The sequence below is a fragment of the Pseudomonas sp. PIC25 genome, assembly GCF_002286785.1.
Classification (GTDB): Bacteria; Pseudomonadota; Gammaproteobacteria; order Pseudomonadales; family Pseudomonadaceae; genus Pseudomonas_M.
Window position 1 is genome coordinate 37,976 of sequence record NZ_MUJY01000086.1, and the last position, 19,626, is coordinate 57,601.

Here is a 19,626-nt window from a genome sequence, read left to right on the forward strand (position 1 = left end):
GGAAAGTTCTACAGGCGCCTCGCACGCCACGCCGCGAGCACGAAGACGGCGGCCAGCAGGCCGAGCAACGGCAGCCAGCCGGCGTGTTCCCAGACATAGCCGCCGATATAGCCCACCAGACTGGAGCCCAGGTAATAGGCGCACAGGTAGAGCGCCGACGCCTGCGCCTTGGCCCCCTGGGCGCGCTGGCCAACCTGCCCGCTGGCCACCGCATGGGCGGCGAAAAAACCCAGGGTGACCAGAGCCAGGCCGATCACCGCGGCACTCAGCCAGGGTAGCGCGCAGAGCGCCACGCCAGACAGCATGATGCCGATGCCGCCGAGCATCACCCGTCGGGCGCCGAAGTGCGGCACCAGGCGCCCGCCCCAGCCGGCGCTGAGGATGCCCACCAGGTAGACGGTAAAGAGCAGACCGATCACTGTCGAAGACAGGCCGAACGGCGGCCCGGCGAGGCGGAAGCCGACGTAGTTGAACAGCGCGACGAAACCGCCCATGAGCAGGAACGCCAGCAGGAACAAGCCGCGCAGGTCCGCATTGCCCAGGTGGGCCCGGAAGTTACCGAGCAACCCGCCGAGGGACAGCGGATGGGCCTTGAAATGCCGCGACGGCGGCAACAGCCAGACAAACAGCGCCAGGGCCGCCAGCCCCACCGCGGCAATGCCGCCGAGGGCCAGTTGCCAGCCGCCGAGGTCGCTGAGCAGGCCAGCGAGCAGACGGCCGAGCAACCCGCCCAGCGCGGTGCCGCCGATGTACAGCCCCATCGCCGCCGGCAACGCTTCCGGGTCGAACTCTTCACCGACATAGGCCATGGCCAGCGCCGGCAACCCGCTCAGTGCCAACCCGAGGGCGGCACGCAGCACCAGCAGCAGATGCCAGGACTCCACCAGCGCACAGGCGATGCCGAGCGCACTGGCCAATCCCAGCGCCGCCGCCATCACCGGCTTGCGTCCCCAGCTTTCCGCCAGGGCCCCGGATACCAGCAGGCAGACCGCAAGGCTCAACGTGGTGAGCGACAGGACCAGACTGCTGCTCGCCGCCGACACCTGGAAATATCCGGCCAGAAGGGGCAGCAAAGGTTGCACGCAGTACAACAGGGCGAAGGTGGCGAAACCGGCGCAGAACAGCGCCAGCGTGGCGCGCCGGTAAGCGGCGGTACCGCGCTTGAGGAAGGTATCGGGCGTGGGGGACATCGGCAGGGCTCGCAACGAACGGGGTCCTGATTGGACCGCGCGGCAGCCTAGCATGTGCCCGTCCGACCGGCTTTGCCGATCCTGCAAAGGGCCTTTGCGGGGATGACAAAGGCCGGGCTCGCGACGCGGAGCGTCGCAGGCGGCATTCCCACGCGGAGCGTGGGAACGATCGATGCTTTCGCCTACCCCCGCAACAACCCATCGAACGGTAGGAACGCCACCGTCTCGCCCCGCGCCAGGGTGGCGCCCCGCTCCACCACCGCCAGGCCGTCGGCCCAGCTTGCGGCGGTGAGCATTGCCGAACCCTGCTGCGGATGCGGGATCACCTCCAGCCGCCCGTGATCGCCGCGCTCCAGGCGGGCGCGCAGGTACTGGCGACGCGGGCGCGGCTCCGGCCAATCGAACCCGGCGGGCAGCGGCATGGCCTTGGGCAGCACATGCCGCTGGCCCTGGGCGCGTAACAGGAACGGCCGCGCCACCACCAGGGCAGTGATCAACGCCGCCGCCGGGTTGCCCGGCAGCCCCAGCCAGGGCTTGCCGCTCACCTCGCCGAAGGCCAGCGGCTTGCCCGGCTGGATCGCCAGACGCCAGAGATGCAGCTCGCCCAACTCGCGAATCGCCTGCTTGAGATGATCTTCCTCGCCCACCGACACTCCACCGGAGGTGATCAGCAGGTCCCACTCGGACGCAGCCAGGCTCAGGGCGTCGCGGCTGGCGGCCAGCTCGTCGACCATCACCCCGTAGTCTTCCACCTCGACGCCGAAGCCCTGCAGCACCGCGCCCAGGCTGAAGCGATTGGCGTTGTAGATCTGCCCCGGCCCCAGCGACTCGCCCGGCTCCCGCAGCTCGTCGCCGCTGCTCAGCAGGCCGACACGCAGGCGTCGGTAGACCGGCACCTCGGCCTGCCCCAGGCTGGCCAGCAGCCCCAGCTCTTGCGGCCGCAGACGGTGACCGGCGTCCAGTACCGGCTGGCCCTGCCGCAGCTCCTCGCCCTGGGGGCGCACGTGGGCGCCGCGCCGCACCGGAGGCAGCCAGACGGCCTCGGCCTCGGCCCGGCAGTGCTCCTGCGGCACCACGCTATCCGCTCCCGGTGGCAAGGGCGCACCGGTGAAAATCCGCACGGCGTGCCCCGCCGGTAACGGCGTCAGGCCCGCATCGCCGGCCGCGACGCGCCCGGCCAGCGGCAACCGGCCACCCTGGGGTGGCAGATCGGCGGCGCGCAGGGCGTAGCCGTCCATGGCACTGTTGTTCCAGGCCGGCACGTCGGCCGGCGCCAGGATCGGTTCGGCCAGGACCCGGTCCAGCGCATCGGCCAGTGCCACGCGTTCCACCGGCGGCGGCCCCGACACGCGCCCAAGCAGGTGTTCGATGGCTTCGTCGACCGGTCGCAGCTCGCCGCCATCGCAGCCGCAGGCGCTCATGACCGGCTCCCACAGGCGACCGCCGGCTGCTCCGGCAGCGCCTTGAGGTGCGGCACGAAGTTGCAGGGCCGGGTGCGACTGTCTAGTTGCTGGCGGAGGATACCGGTCCAGCCGGTGCGGCACGCGCCCGGCGAGCCCGGCAGGCAGCAGACCAGGGTGCCATTGGCCATCCCGGCGAGCGCCCGCGATTGCAGGCTGGAGGTGCCGATCTCGTCGGTGGAAATCTGCCGGAACAGCTCGCCGAAGCCTTCGACGCGCTTGTCCAACAGCGGCTCCACCGCTTGCGGCGTGTTGTCCCGCGCGGTGAAACCGGTGCCGCCGGTGATCAACACCACCTGCACCAGCGGATCGGCGATCCACTGCGAGAGTCGGGCACGGATGCGGTAGATGTCGTCGATGACCAGATCGCGCTCGGCCAGGGCGTGGCCGTCCTGCTCCAGCAGATCGATCAGTGTCTGTCCGGATGTGTCGGTGGCGAAGGTACGGGTGTCGCTGACGGTCAGCACGGCGATGCGCAGCGACTGGAAGTCCTGCCGGGCCAGGTGAGCCATAGTGAAATCCTCGGGTGTAACGGTTTCGCCAGAGCCTGAACCGGCACGGTCTCCCGGCCTATTCCCCGAAGGAGGTAAGGGCGGGGCGAAAGGCATACGCAGCGACCTTGCGGGCTGCGGTGTTTTGTCTCAGGGGATGTACGAGGGGGTTCGGCGACACGAAAGAGGATTGCAGGTCATCGCGAATGAATTCGCTCCCACAAAAGAAGTTCGGTGCTTTTTGTAGGAGCGAGCTTGCTCGCGAATGGGGCTGCATAGAAGCTTCGCCAGCAGGGCTGGCTCCTACAAAAAAGCCCACACCCCGTAGCCCGGCAGGGCGCGCCTCACCCCTGCTTCACCCCCAATCGTTTCGCCAGTTTGTGCAGGTTGCTCGGGTCCAGGTCGAGCAGGCGGGCGGCACTGGCCCAGTTGTCGTCGCACAGCTCCAGGGCGCGGCGGATGCTCTGCCTCTGGCAATCCTCCACCGCCTGGCGCAGCGGCACCGGCTGCGTCGCAGACGGCAGCTCGCCTGCCATCCCGACGATGGGTGTCACGGCAGCCGGCACGGTGTCGAGGTCGAGCAGTTCCGGCGGCAGGGTAAGGATTTCGCTGCGCGACGCGCCGCTGCTGAGCAGCTTGAGCGCGGCACGGCTGATCACGTGTTCCAGTTCGCGCACGTTGCCCGGCCAGGGGTAGGCCAGCAGCGCCCGTTCGGCGGCCGGCGACAGGCGCACGCTGCGCAACCCGAGGCGGGCGCGGTTGAGTTCGAGGAAGTGGCCGGCAAGGATCAGCACGTCGTTGTCGCGCTCGCACAGCGGCGGGATCGGTGCCGGGTAGACCGACAGCCGGTGATAGAGGTCGGCGCGGAAATGCCCGTCGCGCACGCTGTCGCCGAGCTGGCGGTTGGTCGCGGCGATGATGCGCACGTCCACATGGCGCGGCTTATCGGCACCGAGCCGCTGGATTTCGCCGTTCTGCAAGGCGCGCAGCAGCTTGGCCTGCACCGTGAGCGGCAGCTCGCCGACTTCGTCGAGGAACAGGGTGCCGCCATTGGCCGCTTCGAAGCGTCCGGGGCGGTCGCTGGCAGCGCCGGAGAACGCACCCTTCACATGACCGAACAGCTCGCTCTCGGCCAGTGACTCGGGCAACGCCGCACAGTTCACGTGGACCAGCGGTTTGTGCCGGCGCCGCGAGTGGCGGTGCAGCCAGCGGGCGAACAGTTCCTTGCCGACGCCGGTCTCGCCGAGCAGCAGCACCGGCAATTCGGAATCCGCCACCACTTCCAGCTCCTGCAACAGGTCGCGGATCGCCTTGCTCTGGCCGAGGATTTCACCCTCCCCTGCGACATGCTCGATTTCCACCACCTCGCTGCGCGCCTGGCGCAGGCTGCGGTTCTCCCGCTCCAGGCGGGTGATACGCACCGCCGCTTCGATCAGCAGCGTGTATCGCTGCAAATCGCGCCGGGCCTGATCGTCGAAGGTACCGGCGTGCAGCGCATCGAGGGTCAGCGCGCCCCACAACTGGCCTTCGACGAACAGGCTCACGCCCATGCAATCGTGCACCGGCAGGGGTTCGCCGACGTGTTCGTCGAGCAGGCCGTCGTAAGGGTCGGGCAGGCGGCTGTCCGGCTCGAACCAGGTCGGCTCGCGGCGCGCCAGGATCGCCGCCAGACGCGGATGCTGGGCGACCACGAAGCGCCGGCCGAGGGCTTCGTGCACCAGCCCTACCGCCGCCACCGGGCGCAGGCTGTCCTCGTCCAGGCGCAGCAAGCCGACGGCGCCGCAATGGAAATGCTCGCGCAGAGTCTGCACCAGGCGTTGCAGGCGCACGGCGTTCGGCAATTCGGTGATCAAGTCGGCCAGCAGGGCTTCTTCCATCATGGTGTTTTTTACCTTTAATGGTTTTTTTAACCCTATCGCATAAAGGTATTTTTAACCATTTAAAATTTAAAACCCTTTATTTTCAGAGACTTAAACAATGGCACAGCGTTTGCCCTGTATCAGGTGTCTTTTCCCCAACCGGAGATACCTGAATGAGCAACGCCCTCCTCGACGAAACCCTGGGCAACCTGGCCTGTGAAATTCCGGGCGCTACCCGGGTATTCCACGAATACAACCTGGACTTCTGCTGCGGCGGCCAGAAGACCCTGCGCGAAGCGGCCATCCGCCGCGGTGTCGATCCATCAACCATCGCCGCCCGCCTGGAAGAACTGCAAGCGCAGCCGGGCCAGGGTACCGACTGGCGCGGCGCCGATACCGACAGCCTGATCAGCCATATCCTCTCGCGCTTCCATGCCCGCCATCGCGAACAGCTACCGGAGCTGATCCGCCTGGCCCGCCGCGTGGAGCAGGTACACGGCCATCGCCGCGACTGCCCGAACGGCCTGGCCGACCACCTGAGCGACATGCATCAGGAGCTGGAGAGCCACATGCTCAAGGAAGAACAAGTGCTCTTCCCCATGTTGCTGCGCGGCCAGGGCGCGTTCACCCAGGGGCCGATCTCGGTGATGCGCTTCGAACACGACCAGCACGGCGCCGCCCTGGAACGCCTGCACGGCCTCACGGCCGGCATCACTCCGCCGGAAGACGCCTGCAACACCTGGATGGCGCTGTACCGCGGGCTGACTGAGCTGCGCAACGATCTGATGCAACACATCCACTTGGAAAACAACGTCCTGTTCGTCCAGGCCCTTGCGCCGCAGGAGGTGCATCATGGGTGAATACCGCAAACTCTGGGGCCTGCTGATCCTGGTCCTGGGCATCACGTTCTGCCTGCTCGGCTGGTTCGGCCGGGAAGTCTATCGGCAGGCACCGCCGATTCCGCAGCAGGTCATGACGCTTGACGGCGAGCGGCTGTTCGGCGCCGACGACATCCTCGACGGCCAGACCGCCTGGCAGAGCGTTGGCGGTATGCAGCTCGGCTCGGTCTGGGGCCATGGCGCCTACCAGGCGCCGGACTGGAGCGCCGACTGGTTGCACCGGGAGCTGGTCACCTGGCTCGACCTGGCCGCCGACGAAGCCTACGGCAAGCCGTTCGCCGAACTGGACGACGAGGCCCAGGCCCTGCTGCGCCATCGTCTGAAGCGCGAATACCGCGACAACGACGTCGATGCCGCCGGCAACCTGCTGCTCTCGCCGCGCCGCGTCGAGGCCGTGCGCCAGACCGCCGCCTACTACGACAGCCTGTTCGGCACCACGCCGGACCTGCAAGGCACCCGCGAAAGCTACGCGATGAAGGAAGGCACCCTGCCCGATGCCGCCCGTCGCGAGCAACTCACCCGGTTCTTCTTCTGGACCGCCTGGGTCGCCGCCACCGAACGCCCGGACAGCGACGCCACCTACACCAACAACTGGCCCCACGAGCCGCTGATCGACAACAAGCCCACCGCGGAAAACCTGATGTGGTCGATCGTCAGCGTGGTGCTGCTGATCGCCGGCGTCGGCTTCCTGGTCTGGGCCTGGGCCTTCCTGCGCGGCCAGGAGGAAGAGGAACCGGCCGCTCCGGCCCACGATCCGCTCAGCCTGGTCGGCCTGACCCCGTCGCAGAAGGCCCTGGGCAAGTACCTGCTGCTGGTGGTCGGGCTGTTCGTCTTCCAGGTCTGCCTCGGGGGCGCGACCGCCCACTACACGGTAGAAGGCCAGGACTTCTACGGTATCCCGCTGTCCCAGTGGTTCCCCTACTCGCTGCTGCGCACCTGGCACATCCAGAGCGCGCTGTTCTGGATCGCCACCGGCTTCCTCGCCGCTGGCCTGTTCCTCGCCCCCATCATCAACGGCGGCAAGGACCCGAAGTACCAGAAGCTCGGCGTGGACGTGCTGTTCTGGGCGTTGGTCGCCGTGGTGGTCGGTTCCTTCATCGGCAACTACCTGGCCATTGCCCAGTTGATGCCGGCCGAATGGAACTTCTGGCTCGGCCACCAGGGTTATGAATACGTCGACCTCGGCCGCCTGTGGCAGATCGGCAAGTTCGCCGGCGTCGCCTTCTGGCTGCTGCTGATGCTGCGTGGCATCGTCCCGGCCTTCCGCCAGCCCGGCGACAAGAACCTGCTGGCCCTGCTCTCCGCCTCGGTGATCGCCATCGGTCTGTTCTACGGCGCCGGCTTCGGCTACGGCGAGCGTACCCACCTGTCGGTGATGGAATACTGGCGCTGGTGGGTGGTGCACCTGTGGGTGGAAGGCTTCTTCGAGGTCTTCGCCACCACCGCCCTGGCCTTCATCTTCTCCAGCATGGGCCTGGTCTCCAAACGCATGGCCACCACCGCCAGCCTGGCCTCGGCCTCGCTGTTCATGCTCGGCGGCGTGCCGGGAACCTTCCACCACCTGTACTTCGCCGGCACCACCACGCCGGTGATGGCGGTGGGCGCCACCTTCAGCGCCCTGGAAGTGGTGCCGCTGATCGTGCTCGGCTACGAGGCCTGGGAGAACTGGCGCCTGAAGAGCCGCGCAGCCTGGATGGAACGGGTCAAGTGGCCGCTGCTGTGCTTCGTCGCCGTAGCCTTCTGGAACATGCTCGGCGCCGGGGTGTTCGGCTTCATGATCAACCCGCCGATCTCGCTCTACTACGTGCAGGGCCTCAACACCACGCCGGTGCATGCGCATGCCGCGCTGTTCGGGGTCTACGGCTTCCTCGCCCTGGGCTTCACCCTGCTGGTGCTGCGCTACGTCCGCCCGCAGATGCAGTTCAACGAGCGGTTGATGAAGACCGCCTTCTGGTGGCTCAACGGCGGCCTGGTCCTGATGATCGCCACCAGCCTGCTGCCGATCGGCATCATCCAGTTCCACGCCAGCGCCAGCCAGGGCCTGTGGTATGCCCGCAGCGAAGCCTTCATGCAGCAGGACATCCTGGAAACCCTGCGCTGGGTGCGCACCTTCGGCGACGTGGTGTTCATCGTCGGCGCCCTGGCCATGGCCTGGCAGGTGGTCTCCGGCGTGCTCTTCGGCAACCGTCGGCAGGAGCCGGTCGTCCTTGGCGCCAACCAGCGCGCCTGAAGCAAGCGGGCCCCAGGGAGGGGGCCTTTCCTCCGCCGTCCCGTCATCCCCTCCCTGATGGGAACGGCGGTTCCCCTACCCCTCGGCCATGGACTGGCCGAGGGGTTTTTCCGCTCGGACAACGCAGCCGTTCATCCCGCTGAGGATGAGCGAACGGAATGCCTGTCCAGGCGGGAAGGCACCGCAGGGTAAACGATATCCGACACCGACGTGTGCCCAGCCGTTCTCGCCCAGGGCGCCAGACGCATGACAAAGGTCTGTTTTCGGCACGTCGACGTCGTATTTTGCCAACCGCCCAGCCCATCTCTTGCTGTGTACTAACGTGCCCGGTCCTTCACGGAAGTTTCTCACCCAGGCGCCCCGCTCACTCACAGAGGCAGGTACGGTTGATGAACAGATACACGCACTGGCTGCTCGCACTCCCCTTCCTTTTCGCTGGCAGCCTGCAGGCCGCCGAGGATGCTCGCTGCGAACTGGTACGTCTCTCCGACGTGGGCTGGACCGACATCACCATGACCACCGCCGTGGCCCGCCTGGTGCTCGGGGAGATCGGCTACCGCACCCAGATCAAGCGCATGTCGCTGCCGGAAACCTACCGCACCCTCGCCGAAGGCCAGACCGACGTGTTCCTCGGCAACTGGATGCCGGCGCAGAGCGAGCTGGTCCAGCCGCACCTGGATAGCGGCCGCATCGAGAAACTGCAGACCAACCTGCCGACGGTGCGCTACACCTTGGCCGTACTCACGCCCGGCTATGAGGCCGGGCTGCGCGATTTCGCCGACATCCACAAGTTCAAGGAGCAGTTGAACGGCCAGATCTTCGGTATCGAGCCCGGCAACGAAGGCAACGCGATGATCAAAGGCATGATCCGCGACAACACCTTCGGCCTGAGCGGCTTCACCTTGGTCGAGTCCAGCGAGAGCGGCATGCTCAATCATGTCGAACGCGCCCAGCGCCTGGGCAAATGGGCGGTGTTCCTCGGCTGGGAACCGCACCCGATGAACGAACGCCTGCGCATGAACTACCTGTCCGGCGGCGACAAGTTTTTCGGCCCCAATTATGGCGCCGCACAGGTCAACACCGTCGCACGCGGCGGCTTCAGCGACGAATGCCCGAACCTGGCGCGGCTGTTTCGCAACATGACCTTCACCATCCCCGCGGAAAACCAGCTGATGGGCGCGGTGCTGGAAGGCAACACCAACCGGCGCCGGGTAGCCAAAGCCTGGATCGAGGACAACCCGCAGACCATCGCCGCCTGGCTCGACGGCGTGACCCATTGGCAAGGCGGGCCCATCACCGGCATTTTTGGCCTACCTTTGGGTCGAAAGGACTGAACAGTCCCAGTGAGAACCTGGTTTACGCTCTCGCGAGCTAGAGCCATGCAAGGCCCCGGCGGCCCTACGAAAGCAGGGCCGACGCGCAGCAGATCGTAAACAGGTTCTGAGAGGTCCTTCGATGGATACCCTGAAGATCGCCACCTTCAACATCAACGGCATCCGCTCGCGCCTGCCGGCGCTACTGGAGTGGCTGGAGCGCGAAGCACCGGACGTGGCCTGCCTGCAAGAGCTGAAGGCACCGGACACGGCATTCCCCATTGACGCCATCCAGGCAGCCGGCTACGGGGCGATCTGGCAGGGCCAGCCGTCCTGGAACGGCGTGGCCATCCTGGCGAAGAATGCGGAACCGCTGGAAATCCGCCGCGGGCTGCCCGGCATGGAGGAGGACAGCCATAGCCGCTACCTGGAAGCGGCCGTGCAAGGCGTGATCGTCGCCAGCCTCTACCTGCCCAACGGCAACCCGCAGCCGGGGCCGAAGTTCGACTACAAGCTGGCCTGGTTCGAGCGCCTGATCGCCCATGCGGCCGGGCTGCTGGAGAGCGGGCATCCGGTGGTGCTGGCCGGCGACTTCAACGTGGTGCCCACCGACGAGGACATCTACAACCCGCGCTCGTGGCTGAAGGACGCCCTGCTCCAGCCGGAAAGCCGCGCCTGCTACCAGCGCCTGCTCGCCCAGGGCTGGACCGATGCGATCCGCGCCCGCTACCCGGACGAGCGCATCTACACCTTCTGGGATTACTTCCGCCAGCACTGGGAGAAGAATTCCGGCCTGCGCATCGACCACCTCCTGCTCAGCCCCGACCTCGCCCCGCGCCTGCGCGATGCCGGTGTCGACCGCTGGGTCCGCGGCCAACCCCACGCCAGCGATCATGCGCCGACCTGGATCACGCTGGAGCGGAGCCGGTAGGGCCGCCGGACGAATGAATTCGCCCCTACACCGGACCGCGGGCTTTTCGTAAGCGTCAGCTCTGCGGGCGGACCTTGCGCACCCCATTCGCGAGCAGAGCTCGCTCCTACAGGTGCGTGCATCGATATCGACCGTAGCCCGGATAAACGAAGCGCAATCCGGAAATCCGTTGCCCCGGATTGCGCCAAGGCTTATTCGGGCTACGGACTGCGAAGCTTCTGTGCAGGTCCATTCGCGAGCAGAGCGCGCTACAAGAGCACCGGACCTCTGGTGTGGGAGCGAATTCATTCGCGATAGACCGAAAGGCTGCCTTCGCGGATGAATCCGCTCCCACAGGCTGTACGTCACACCGACCGCTTCCGTAGGAGCCAGCTCTGCTGGCGAAGCCTTTTACACGGGTTCGTTTCACGTGTTTTTACAGGACAACACCAACCCTGTAGGGGCGAATTCATTCGCCCACCCCGCCCAACCCTCACGGCCGCTGCACCAACCGCGCCTGGACCTGGCGGGTGTTATCGGCGTCCAGCTCCAGCCAATACTGCGGCTTGCCGGCCACGATGGCGGCGGCCGGCACACCGTCGCGGTAGAGCACGCGGTTGCCGGCCACGGCCGGGACCTTGGTGCCGGGGATCAGGCTGCCCACCAGGTTCAGCGGGTCGGCGGCGGACACGCAGACCAGGCTGCCGTCCGCCGGGCGCTTGCGCACGTCGCGCAGCAGGCCCACCGCTTCCGGCAGGGCGAACTGTTCGCCGGCCAGCCCGCTGACGAAGCGCCCGCCGCGAATCTCGCCACGGGCCTCCAGGCGGTGGTAGACGCGCAGCAGATCGCGCCAGGGCGGCAGCCAATCCGCCTCGCGCTCCAGCAGCCGCCAAAACACCACGCCGTAGCGACGCAACAGGCAGCGGGCGATATGCTCCAGCGCCTCGTCGGCCAGCGCCGGACGCCGCCCGCCCATCGGCTCGACCGGCTCCGCCGCGGGGCGCCGGACCAGCGCCCAGCGCCCCGCGTCGGCCATGCCGCCGATGAACGCGCCGCCCCGCGCCCGCCGACCGGCGCGTACCCGCTGCTTGTTCGCCGGCATCAGCAAGGCGCGCAGGCCGGCGAAGCTGTCGGCATTCACCAGTTCGACCGCCACCAGCTCGCCCAAGGCGTTCTCCAGTTCGGTGCGCAGCAGACGCACCTCATCCAGCAGCTCATCGAAGAACAGCGCACCGTGGCGACCCAGCGCATCCAGCACCAACTGCGCCCGGGACGACAGTTGCGGCGTCGGCGCATCCGCCGCGAGCGCACTCCAGGCCCCCAGGTGACGACGCGGCAGCAGCACGATGGGCGTACCGCGCACCGGCCCGCCGCTGGCGCGCAGGCGTCCGGCCAGGCGCAGCCAGACCACCCGGCCGGAGCGGCACAGCTCATCCAGCCTGGTAATGCCGTAATCCTTCACGCGCGCCGGCAGAATCTCGCTCTCCCAGGCCCCCGCTGCGGCCTGGAAGCCCTCCAGTTGCCCGACCACCCCAGCCAGGGCCTCGGCGCCCTGCACCCGGGTCGTCGGGGTGACCCGCTGCCAGTCGAACAGGAAGCGCAGGAAATCCACCCGCTCCACCGGCTCGATCTCGCGGCGCAAACGCTTGACCGTGTAGCGATGGATGCGTGCCAGCAGGTGCCGCTCGCACCATTCGTCCTCTGCCGTGCCCGGGGTGAAACGGCCACGCAGCACGTAGCCTTCCGCCTCCAGGCGTACCAGCGCCTGGGCCACCTGCGAAGCGGGCAAGGCCAGAGCGCGGGCGATCAGGCCCACCGGCAGCGGGCCGAAGCCAGTCAGACGGGCGCGGACGACATCGACCAGCGCGTCTTCCTCACTCCACGGCTCGGCGAACTCGGCCGGCGGCTGCACCGGCGGCTCGATCGGCGCCACCGGGTACACGGCACGAAAGCTCTGCAGACGCTCCACCGGCAACCACAGCGCCGTCTCGCGTGCCACCTGCATACGCGTGGCGCGCCCGGCCCTGGCCAGCGCCGAGAGCCAATCCGGCCAGCCGTCCTGGCGCTGCGCCTCGGCCTCGGCGATGCAGGCCAGCCCCATCAACGCCTCGTGCATTTCGTCCGCATCGCGGGCCTCGGGCCAGGCTTCGGCAGCCACGGCGGCGATGGCCTCGGGGTCCAGCGCGCCGAGGTCGTCGGCCGATTCAGGGTCGGTCCAGCGGCGAGCGAGCACCGCCTGGGTGCGGCGCTCTTCCAGCGGCGCATCGTCGAGAAAGGCATAGGGCCGGGCATTGAGGATTTCCGCCGCCAGCGGCGACGGCGCCGGCAGGTCGCGGGCCACCAGGCGCACCTCGCCGCGCTCCATGCGCCGCAGCAGGGCCAGCCAGCCTTCGCTGTCCATGGCATCGTGCAGACAATCGTCGAGGGTCTGGGCGACCAGCGGGTGATCGGGAATCTCGCGCTCGCCGACGATATTCTCCAGGCACGCCACCTGGTCGGGGAACACCGTGGCCAGCAGGTCTTCGCTGCGCATACGCTGCAGTTGCGGCGCCACCTTGCGCCCCCCGGCCATGCGCGGCAGGGCCAGCGCGGTGGTGGCGTTCCAGCGCCAGCGCACGCCGAACAGCGGCGCATCGAGCAGGGCCTGGATCAGCACGTGCTCGGCGGAGTTGGAATGCAGGTAGCGCCAGACGTCCTCCAGCGGAAAGCTGTGGCTGGTGGACAGCGACAGCACGATGGCGTCCTCGGTGGCCGCCGCCTGCAATTCGAAGTTGAAGGTACGGCAGAAGCGCTTGCGCAACGCCAGCCCCCAGGCGCGGTTGAGACGGCTGCCATAGGGCGAGTGGATCACCAATTGGGTGCCGCCGGACTCATCGAAGAAGCGCTCCATCACCAGGGTCCGCTGGCTCGGCAGCACGCCCAGGGCGGCGTGTGCGCGGGCGAGGTATTCGACGATCTGGCGGGCGGCGGCTTCGCCGAGGCCGAGTTCGCCGGTCAGCCAGTCGAGGGCGGGTTGCAGGGGGTTGTCCGGGCCCGTGGGCTGTAGGCGCGCATTCATTCGCGATGCGGGCTCGACCGAACTCTCTCTTTCGCGAATGAATGCGCTCCCACTCGCCAGCAGTTCGTCGATCCGCTCGCGCAGGCGCGCCACCCCTGCCGACAGCTCATCGCTGCGCCCCGGCGCTTCGCCGAGCCAGAACGGGATGTTCGGCGGCTGGCCCCGGGCATCCTCGACCCGCACCCGCCCCGGCTCGATGCGCAGGATGCGGTAGGAGGCATTGCCCAGCTGGAAGACGTCGCCGGCCAGGCTTTCCACGGCGAAATCTTCGTTCACCGTGCCAATGTTGTGCGCCTGGGGTTCGAGGATCACCGTGTAGTCGGCGTTGTCAGGGATGGTCCCGCCGGAAGTGACGGCGGTCAGCCGGCCATTGCGGCGGCCGCGCAGGGTACGGTTCACCGTGTCGCGGTGGATGTAGGCGCCGCGCGCGCCGTGGCGGCTGCTGTAGCCCTCGGCGAGCATGCGCAGCACGGCCTGGTAGTCCTCGCGGCGCAGTTCGGCATAGGGCGCGGCGCGGCGGAACAGCGCGAACAGCGCGTCCTCTCCCCACTCCTGGCAGGCCACTTCGGCAACGATCTGCTGGGCCAGCACATCCAGCGGGGCCCGAGGGATGGCCAGGGCGTCCAGCTCGCCGCGCCGCACGCAGTCGAGCAGCGCGGCGCATTCGATCAGGTCGTCGCGGGAGTTGGGGAACAGCCTGCCCTTGGGCAACCCACCGACCTGGTGCCCGGAACGGCCGACGCGCTGCAGGAAGGCCGCGATGGAGCGCGGCGAGCCGAGCTGGCAGACCAGCTCCACGTCGCCGATGTCGATACCCAACTCCAGCGAGGCGGTGGCGATCAGCACGCGCAGCTTGCCGTGCTTGAGGCGTTGCTCGGCGTCCAGCCGCTGCTCGCGGGCCAGGCTGCCGTGGTGCGCCGCCACCGCCTCGGTGCCCAGACGCTCGGACAGGTGCCGCGCGGCGCGCTCGGCCATGCGCCGGGTGTTGACGAAGATCAGTGTGGTGCGGTGCTGCCGGGCCAGTTCGGCGAGGCGGTCGTAAACCCGCTCCCAGACGTCGTTGGCCATCACCGCTTCGAGGGGGACCGGCGGGACTTCCAGGGCCAGGTCGCGGGCACGGGTATGGCCGATGTCGACGATGGCGCAGGGGACGAGTGGGGATTGGAGGGTGATGTTGGGTCGGGACTCCGCATCCTCACCCCCCACACCCTCACGCCTCCCCTCTTCTCCCCTCACCCCCACCAAAAACGCCGCCACCGCCTCGATGGGCTTCTGCGTCGCCGACAGACCGACCCGCACCAGGCGGCGGCCGCAGAGGGCTTCGAGGCGTTCCATGGAGAGGGCCAAGTGGCTGCCGCGCTTGCTGCCGGCGATGGCATGGATTTCGTCGACGATCAGGCTGCGGGTGGTGGCGAGCATGCGCCGGCCGGATTCCGAGCCGAGCAGCACGTAAAGCGATTCCGGGGTGGTCACCAGGATGTGAGGGGCGCGCTTGCGCATCGCATTGCGCTCGGTTTGCGGGGTGTCGCCAGTACGCACGGCGGTACGGATTTCCAGGGCCGGCAGGCCCTGGCGCACCAGCTCGGCGGAAATCCCCTCCAGCGGCGCTTCGAGATTCAGACGGATGTCGTTGGACAGCGCCTTGAGCGGCGAAACATAGACCACCACCGTTTCGTCCGGCAGCGTGCCGCCGCGCGCCAGGCCCTCGCGGACCAGTTCGTCCAGCGCGGCGAGGAAGGCGGTCAGGGTCTTGCCGGAACCGGTCGGCGCGGCGACCAGGGTCGGCCGGCCGGCGCGGATCAGCGGCCAGGCGGCGACCTGCGCCGGCGTGGGTGCGGGAAAGGTGCGGCGGAACCAGGCGCCGACGGCGGGATGGAAGCCAGCCAGCACGTCGTCCGCGAGCGGGGTGTCGAGGGTCGATTGGCTCATTCGCGGACTATGGCGGGAGCCCGCCCAAGGCACAAGCCACAAGACTTGCATGGGCCAAAACCTGACCATCCGGTCGTCGCGAAGCGGGTACCGCACCCGCCGTTTTTTGTGATCAGTTTCACACCTGAAACACGAGCGGAAAAACTTTTCGCAAAACTCTACTTCGATAGGAACGTTGCGCATCAGCCACAAGAACAACGCCGCGATGTCGCTTCGAACGTGCGCGAACGTGTGCGCTGATGGCGCTTTCTTGCCCGGTTTCCCGCAGTAGCCAGGCCCAGGTTCATGGAACGCACGTGACCGTACCGGTCACGCCTTGCAGGACGGCTTCGCGCCGCCACGGGAGAAGTGCATGCTGGCCGAGAACAGACTGGCGTTCGCCACCACCACCGACGACAACCGTCTCAACTACCAACGCTTCGTCCGCCCGCTCACCGGGCGCCTGCTGGAAGCCCTGCGCCTGGACGTGGAGTACGTCTTCGGCGAGGGCGACACCCTCGAATACTTCGACGAGCACGGCGAACGCGTGCAGGTCTACGATTTCCTCGGTGGCTATGGTGCCCTGCTGTTCGGCCACAACCACCCGCAACTGGTGGATACCGCCATCGACCTGCTGCGCGCCGGCCGGCCCTTCGCCGTGCAGGCCAGCCTGCGCGGCTACAGCGCCCAGCTCGGCCGCAAGCTGAACGACATGCTGCAGGCGCGCCTCGGCCGGGAATACGTCACCACCCTCGCCAACAGCGGCACGGAGGCCGCCGAAGCAGCGCTCAAGCACGCCCAGTTAGCCCACCGCAACCGCAAGCAGGCGCTGCTCGACCGCCAGGAGGCCCGCCTGCTCAAGCTACGCAACCAGCAGCACCCCGAGCGCCTGCCGCTGGCGCCGGAATCCGCGCGGCTGTTGCGCAGCCTGCTCGGCGAGAAGATCGAGACCTTCGCCCAGGCCGTAACCGCTGTGCGCCGGCTGAACCGCGAACGGTTCCTCGAAACCGGGGCGCTGTTCTGCTGCCTGAACAAGTCCTACCACGGCAAGACCGCCGGCGCGGTGAACCTCACCGAAAACGAGCTGTACCGCAGCCCGTTCGTCTCCATCGGCCCCTCGGTGCTCTTCGTCGATCGCCGCGACCCGGCCGATTTCGAGCAACAGGCACGAGCCAACCGGTTACGCTACTTCAGCCTCGCGCTGGACGAACAACGCCGGGTGACGGTGCAGAGCCACGACTTCTGCAACATCGCCGCGCTGTTCGTCGAGCCGATCCAGGGCGAGGGCGGCGTGCATGTGCTGGACGGCGACTACCTCGCCGCGCTCCGGCGGATTTGCGACGAACACGGCATCCAACTGGTGTTCGATGAAATCCAGAGCGGCATGGGCCGCACCGGCCACTTCCTCGCTTCCGAGCCCAGCGGCGTGCGCGCCGACTGCTACCTGCTGTCGAAGAGCCTCGGCGGCGGCCTGGCGAAGATCGCCAGCGTCAGCATCGCCCGCGACTGCTTCGAGGAAGACTTCAGCCTGATCCACACCTCCACCTTCGCCGAGGACGACTTCAGCTCGGCCATCGCGCTGCGCGGCCTGGAGTTGCTGGAGAGCGACCGGTCGATCCTGCGCAACTGCCGTGAGGTCGGCGCGGAGATCAAGGCCGCCCTGCTCGGTCTCCAGCGACGCTACCCTGAGGTGATCGCCGAGGTGCGCGGCGAAGGGTTGATGCTGGCCATCGAGTTCGCCGACCAGGGCGAAGCCGAGTCCCATGGCCTGCGTGCCCTGGCCTGCAGCGAGCTGATCGGTTTCGTCTACGCCGGCTACCTGCTGCACGAGCACCGCATCCGCGTGGCGCCGCTGCTGTCGAACAACAACGTGCTGCGCCTTGAACCGGCCGCCTGCGTCAGCCGGCAGGCACGCCAGCAACTCTACGCCGCCCTCGATCGCCTGTGCCTGGCCCTGCGTCAGCAGCACTTCCACGAACTGGTGAAGTTCATCGTCGGTCAGGCCACCCCCGGCCGGCACGAGCCGCTGGCCGACTATCGCGGGCGCTGCTTCAGCACGCCGCCCGAGGAGGCCGTGGACCGCACCGTCGGTTTTCTCATGCATTTCGTCGATGCCAGCAACATGCACCTCTTCGACCCGAGCTGCGAGCAGTTCAGCCTGGCCGAGCTGGAAGACCTGCTGGAGCGCTGCTACCTGTTCCTCAAGCCGTTCCGCATGCACGCCCACGTGCTCTATTCGAAGACCGGCAAGAAAGTGCGCCTGCAACCGTTCGGCCTGGCCATCACCTCGGAAATGATCCAGCGGCACATGCAGGCGCGCGATCTGGAACCGTTGCAGACGCTGATCGAGACCGGCATCGACAAGGCCGTCGCCGCCGGCTGCGAGGTGCTCGGCTTCGGCGGTTTCACCTCCATCGTCATGCAGAACTGCAAGGCGGTGCGCGCAGAGACGCTGGCGGTGACCACCGGCAACTCGCTGACCGTCGGCATGGGCTACGAAGCCCTGCTACAGGCCGCCGCCGAGGCCGGCATCGACCTCGACAGCGCCTGCTTCGCCGCCATCGGCGCCAACGGCAACATCGGCAGCCTCTACTGCGAGCTGATGGCGGAGAAGGTGCCGAGCCTGGTCCTGATCGGCCGCCCCGGCCGCGAGCGCGCCTTGCAGGCGCTCGCCGCGCGACTCTATGCCCAGGCATTCCGCCGCCTGCGCGCGGCGCTGGCGCGCAAGGGCGGGCTGGTCCGCCTGGCCGAGGAGCACACGCTGGCCGCGCGACTCGCCGAACTGCCGGCGGCTCGCCGCTGGCTGGAGGATGAGACCGATGACGAAACGATCGGCACCCGCCTCTACCACGGCCTGCTGGACGCGCTCGGCGAAGAGGCCCCGGTGCGGATTTCCACCGATCCGGCGGACATTCGCCACGCCAACCTGATCCTCGGCGCCAGCAACCAGGCTGGCAGCCTGATCCTGGCGGAGTACCTGCGGCCGGGGCCGGTGGTGATCTGCGACGTCGCCCTGCCGGCCGACACCCACCCTTCGGTGGCCAGCCAGCGACCGGACGTGCGGGTGATCAAGGGAGGTCTGGTACGAGTACCGCCGGCGCCGGATTACGTGGCGGCACGCAATGCCCACCTGGGCGTGTGCGACTTCCTGTTGGAAGGGCTGCCGATCCCGCCGGAGCACGTCTTCGCCTGCATGGGCGAAACCCTGCTCATGGGCCTCACCGGCATCACCAGCCACTACAGCCGCGGCGACGTGCGCCAGGAGCAGGTACGGGAAATGCTCGAGCTGGCGCGGCTGCACGGCTTCACGCTGGGCGACCTGAAGACCGGGCGCAGTTTCTGACCCCACCCCACGTCGGAGACAGACATGAACATCACGGACCCCGTTGCCCGTCACGGGCATTCCCTTGCCGGCCATCCGGCCGCCGAGGGCGATATTCGCCAGGACAGCCTGCGCCTGGAGGGCGGTTGGCTGTTCCGCCACAGCGCCCTGGACGGCCTGCTGGTGCTGCTCTCGCTGGGCAACGCCGCCGCCCTGGCGGCCACCGCCCTCGCCTTCGAACGCCTCGGCGGCTGGGCACTGGCCGGGCTGGCGCTGTTCTTCATGGCGATGATCTGCACCAACTACCAGTGCATCGCCCATAACCACATCCACAACCCGTTTTTCCGCCATGAGGGTCTGAACCGGCTGTTCGCGGTGCTCAACTCGCTGTCGCTGGGCATGCCGCAGACGCTCTACCGCGTGCATCACCTCAACCATCACCGCTACAACAACGACCCCAAGGACCCGCTCAGCGGCCTGACCGGCGACCTGTCCTCGCTGTACCGCTTCTCCCGCCGCGAGGGCCGGCCGGAGAACATCTGGTGCTATTCGCTGCTCGGTCCGCTGCGCACCGACTTCGCCCTGCTCTACCGCATCGCCCGGCGACGCCGGCTGGATGGCCAGGTACGCCTGGAAAGCGCGGCCCTGGTGGCCTTTTATGCCGGGCTGGCCTGGCTCGACTGGCGCTTCGCGCTGTTCTACTTCCTGCCGGTGCTCTACGCCGGCCAGGTCCTGGCGCTGGCGGAGAACTACCTGGAGCACTACGGCGCCGACCCACGCGACCGCCGCACCGATTCGGTGAGCTGCTACGGCCGGCTGTACAACCTGCTCTGGTTCAACAACGGCTACCACCAGGAACACCACTTCCGCCCCGGCGTGCATTGGCGGCTGGTACCGCGCCTGCGCCCGGCCATGCTGCCGGAAGACCGCCGCCGGGTGGTCCGCGGCGCGCACGTTTTCAACTTCTTCCGCCAATCCTGACCGTC

11 protein-coding genes are annotated in these 19,626 nt (G+C 68.0%); 6 read left to right on the forward strand and 5 right to left on the reverse strand.

Annotated elements, in window-relative coordinates; genetic code table 11:
• Positions 1-8 precede the first annotated feature (8 nt).
• The 4 genes from BZL41_RS10580 to norR form a co-directional block, all read right to left on the reverse strand.
• The gene (locus BZL41_RS10580; RefSeq protein WP_095599253.1) at positions 9-1,190 is read right to left on the reverse strand and encodes an MFS transporter; all 1,182 of its coding nucleotides are present in this window, start codon (positions 1,188-1,190) and stop codon (positions 9-11) included.
• A gap of 182 nt (positions 1,191-1,372) precedes the next feature.
• Entirely contained in the window at positions 1,373-2,611 is a 1,239-nt protein-coding gene (glp, locus tag BZL41_RS10585) for a gephyrin-like molybdotransferase Glp (protein ID WP_095599254.1), read from the reverse strand.
• On the reverse strand, positions 2,608-3,162 hold the full coding sequence (gene moaB / locus BZL41_RS10590) for a molybdenum cofactor biosynthesis protein B (RefSeq protein ID WP_095599255.1): 555 nt from the start codon (positions 3,160-3,162) through the stop codon (positions 2,608-2,610). Before moaB ends, glp begins: the two co-directional genes overlap by 4 nt.
• Positions 3,163-3,485: 323 nt before the next feature.
• Positions 3,486-5,021 (reverse strand): nitric oxide reductase transcriptional regulator NorR, encoded by a 1,536-nt coding sequence (gene norR / locus BZL41_RS10595; RefSeq protein WP_095599256.1) that lies wholly within the window; start codon positions 5,019-5,021, stop codon positions 3,486-3,488.
• A gap of 152 nt (positions 5,022-5,173) precedes the next feature.
• On the opposite strand from norR, the gene ytfE reads away from it, so the two are divergent.
• The 4 genes from ytfE (at position 5,174) to BZL41_RS10615 (ending at position 10,373) form a co-directional block, all read left to right on the forward strand.
• Complete coding sequence (gene ytfE, locus BZL41_RS10600; protein WP_095599257.1) at positions 5,174-5,860, forward strand: iron-sulfur cluster repair protein YtfE; 687 nt, start codon at positions 5,174-5,176, stop codon at positions 5,858-5,860.
• Positions 5,853-8,129: a nitric-oxide reductase large subunit gene (locus tag BZL41_RS10605; protein WP_095599258.1), complete on the forward strand. Its 2,277-nt coding sequence runs from the start codon at positions 5,853-5,855 to the stop codon at positions 8,127-8,129. Before ytfE ends, BZL41_RS10605 begins: the two co-directional genes overlap by 8 nt.
• A 389-nt stretch (positions 8,130-8,518) precedes the next feature.
• A complete protein-coding gene (locus BZL41_RS10610) occupies positions 8,519-9,463 on the forward strand; it encodes an ABC transporter substrate-binding protein (protein ID WP_095599259.1) in 945 nt (314 codons plus the stop codon).
• Positions 9,464-9,584: 121 nt separating this feature from the next.
• Positions 9,585-10,373, forward strand: a complete 789-nt coding sequence (locus BZL41_RS10615) for an exodeoxyribonuclease III (RefSeq protein ID WP_095599260.1) — start codon at positions 9,585-9,587, stop codon at positions 10,371-10,373.
• Between the two features lie 472 nt (positions 10,374-10,845).
• Here the strand turns inward: BZL41_RS10615 and BZL41_RS10620 are convergent, their stop codons facing one another.
• Complete coding sequence (locus BZL41_RS10620; protein ID WP_095599261.1) at positions 10,846-15,339, reverse strand: DEAD/DEAH box helicase; 4,494 nt, start codon at positions 15,337-15,339, stop codon at positions 10,846-10,848.
• Positions 15,340-15,691: 352 nt separating this feature from the next.
• Between BZL41_RS10620 and BZL41_RS10625 the strand changes: the two genes are divergently transcribed.
• Positions 15,692-18,661 carry an aminotransferase class III-fold pyridoxal phosphate-dependent enzyme gene (locus tag BZL41_RS10625; protein WP_095599262.1) on the forward strand — a complete coding sequence of 990 codons (2,970 nt, stop codon included), beginning with the start codon at positions 15,692-15,694 and terminating at the stop codon, positions 18,659-18,661.
• A gap of 24 nt (positions 18,662-18,685) precedes the next feature.
• Positions 18,686-19,621 carry a fatty acid desaturase gene (locus BZL41_RS10630; RefSeq protein ID WP_095599263.1) on the forward strand — a complete coding sequence of 312 codons (936 nt, stop codon included), beginning with the start codon at positions 18,686-18,688 and terminating at the stop codon, positions 19,619-19,621.
• The last annotated feature ends 5 nt before the right edge of the window (positions 19,622-19,626 follow it).

What these genes read in the sequence shown, in the direction of transcription:
- BZL41_RS10580 (WP_095599253.1), bottom strand. Translation starts at nt 1,190, where the DNA reads ATGTCCCCCACGCCCGATACCTTCCTCAAGCGCGGTACCGCCGCTTAC.
- glp (WP_095599254.1), bottom strand. Translation starts at nt 2,611, where the DNA reads ATGAGCGCCTGCGGCTGCGATGGCGGCGAGCTGCGACCGGTCGACGAA.
- moaB (WP_095599255.1), bottom strand. Translation starts at nt 3,162, where the DNA reads ATGGCTCACCTGGCCCGGCAGGACTTCCAGTCGCTGCGCATCGCCGTG.
- norR (WP_095599256.1), bottom strand. Translation starts at nt 5,021, where the DNA reads ATGATGGAAGAAGCCCTGCTGGCCGACTTGATCACCGAATTGCCGAAC.
- ytfE (WP_095599257.1), top strand. Translation starts at nt 5,174, where the DNA reads ATGAGCAACGCCCTCCTCGACGAAACCCTGGGCAACCTGGCCTGTGAA.
- BZL41_RS10605 (WP_095599258.1), top strand. Translation starts at nt 5,853, where the DNA reads ATGGGTGAATACCGCAAACTCTGGGGCCTGCTGATCCTGGTCCTGGGC.
- BZL41_RS10610 (WP_095599259.1), top strand. Translation starts at nt 8,519, where the DNA reads ATGAACAGATACACGCACTGGCTGCTCGCACTCCCCTTCCTTTTCGCT.
- BZL41_RS10615 (WP_095599260.1), top strand. Translation starts at nt 9,585, where the DNA reads ATGGATACCCTGAAGATCGCCACCTTCAACATCAACGGCATCCGCTCG.
- BZL41_RS10620 (WP_095599261.1), bottom strand. Translation starts at nt 15,339, where the DNA reads ATGAGCCAATCGACCCTCGACACCCCGCTCGCGGACGACGTGCTGGCT.
- BZL41_RS10625 (WP_095599262.1), top strand. Translation starts at nt 15,692, where the DNA reads ATGCTGGCCGAGAACAGACTGGCGTTCGCCACCACCACCGACGACAAC.
- BZL41_RS10630 (WP_095599263.1), top strand. Translation starts at nt 18,686, where the DNA reads ATGAACATCACGGACCCCGTTGCCCGTCACGGGCATTCCCTTGCCGGC.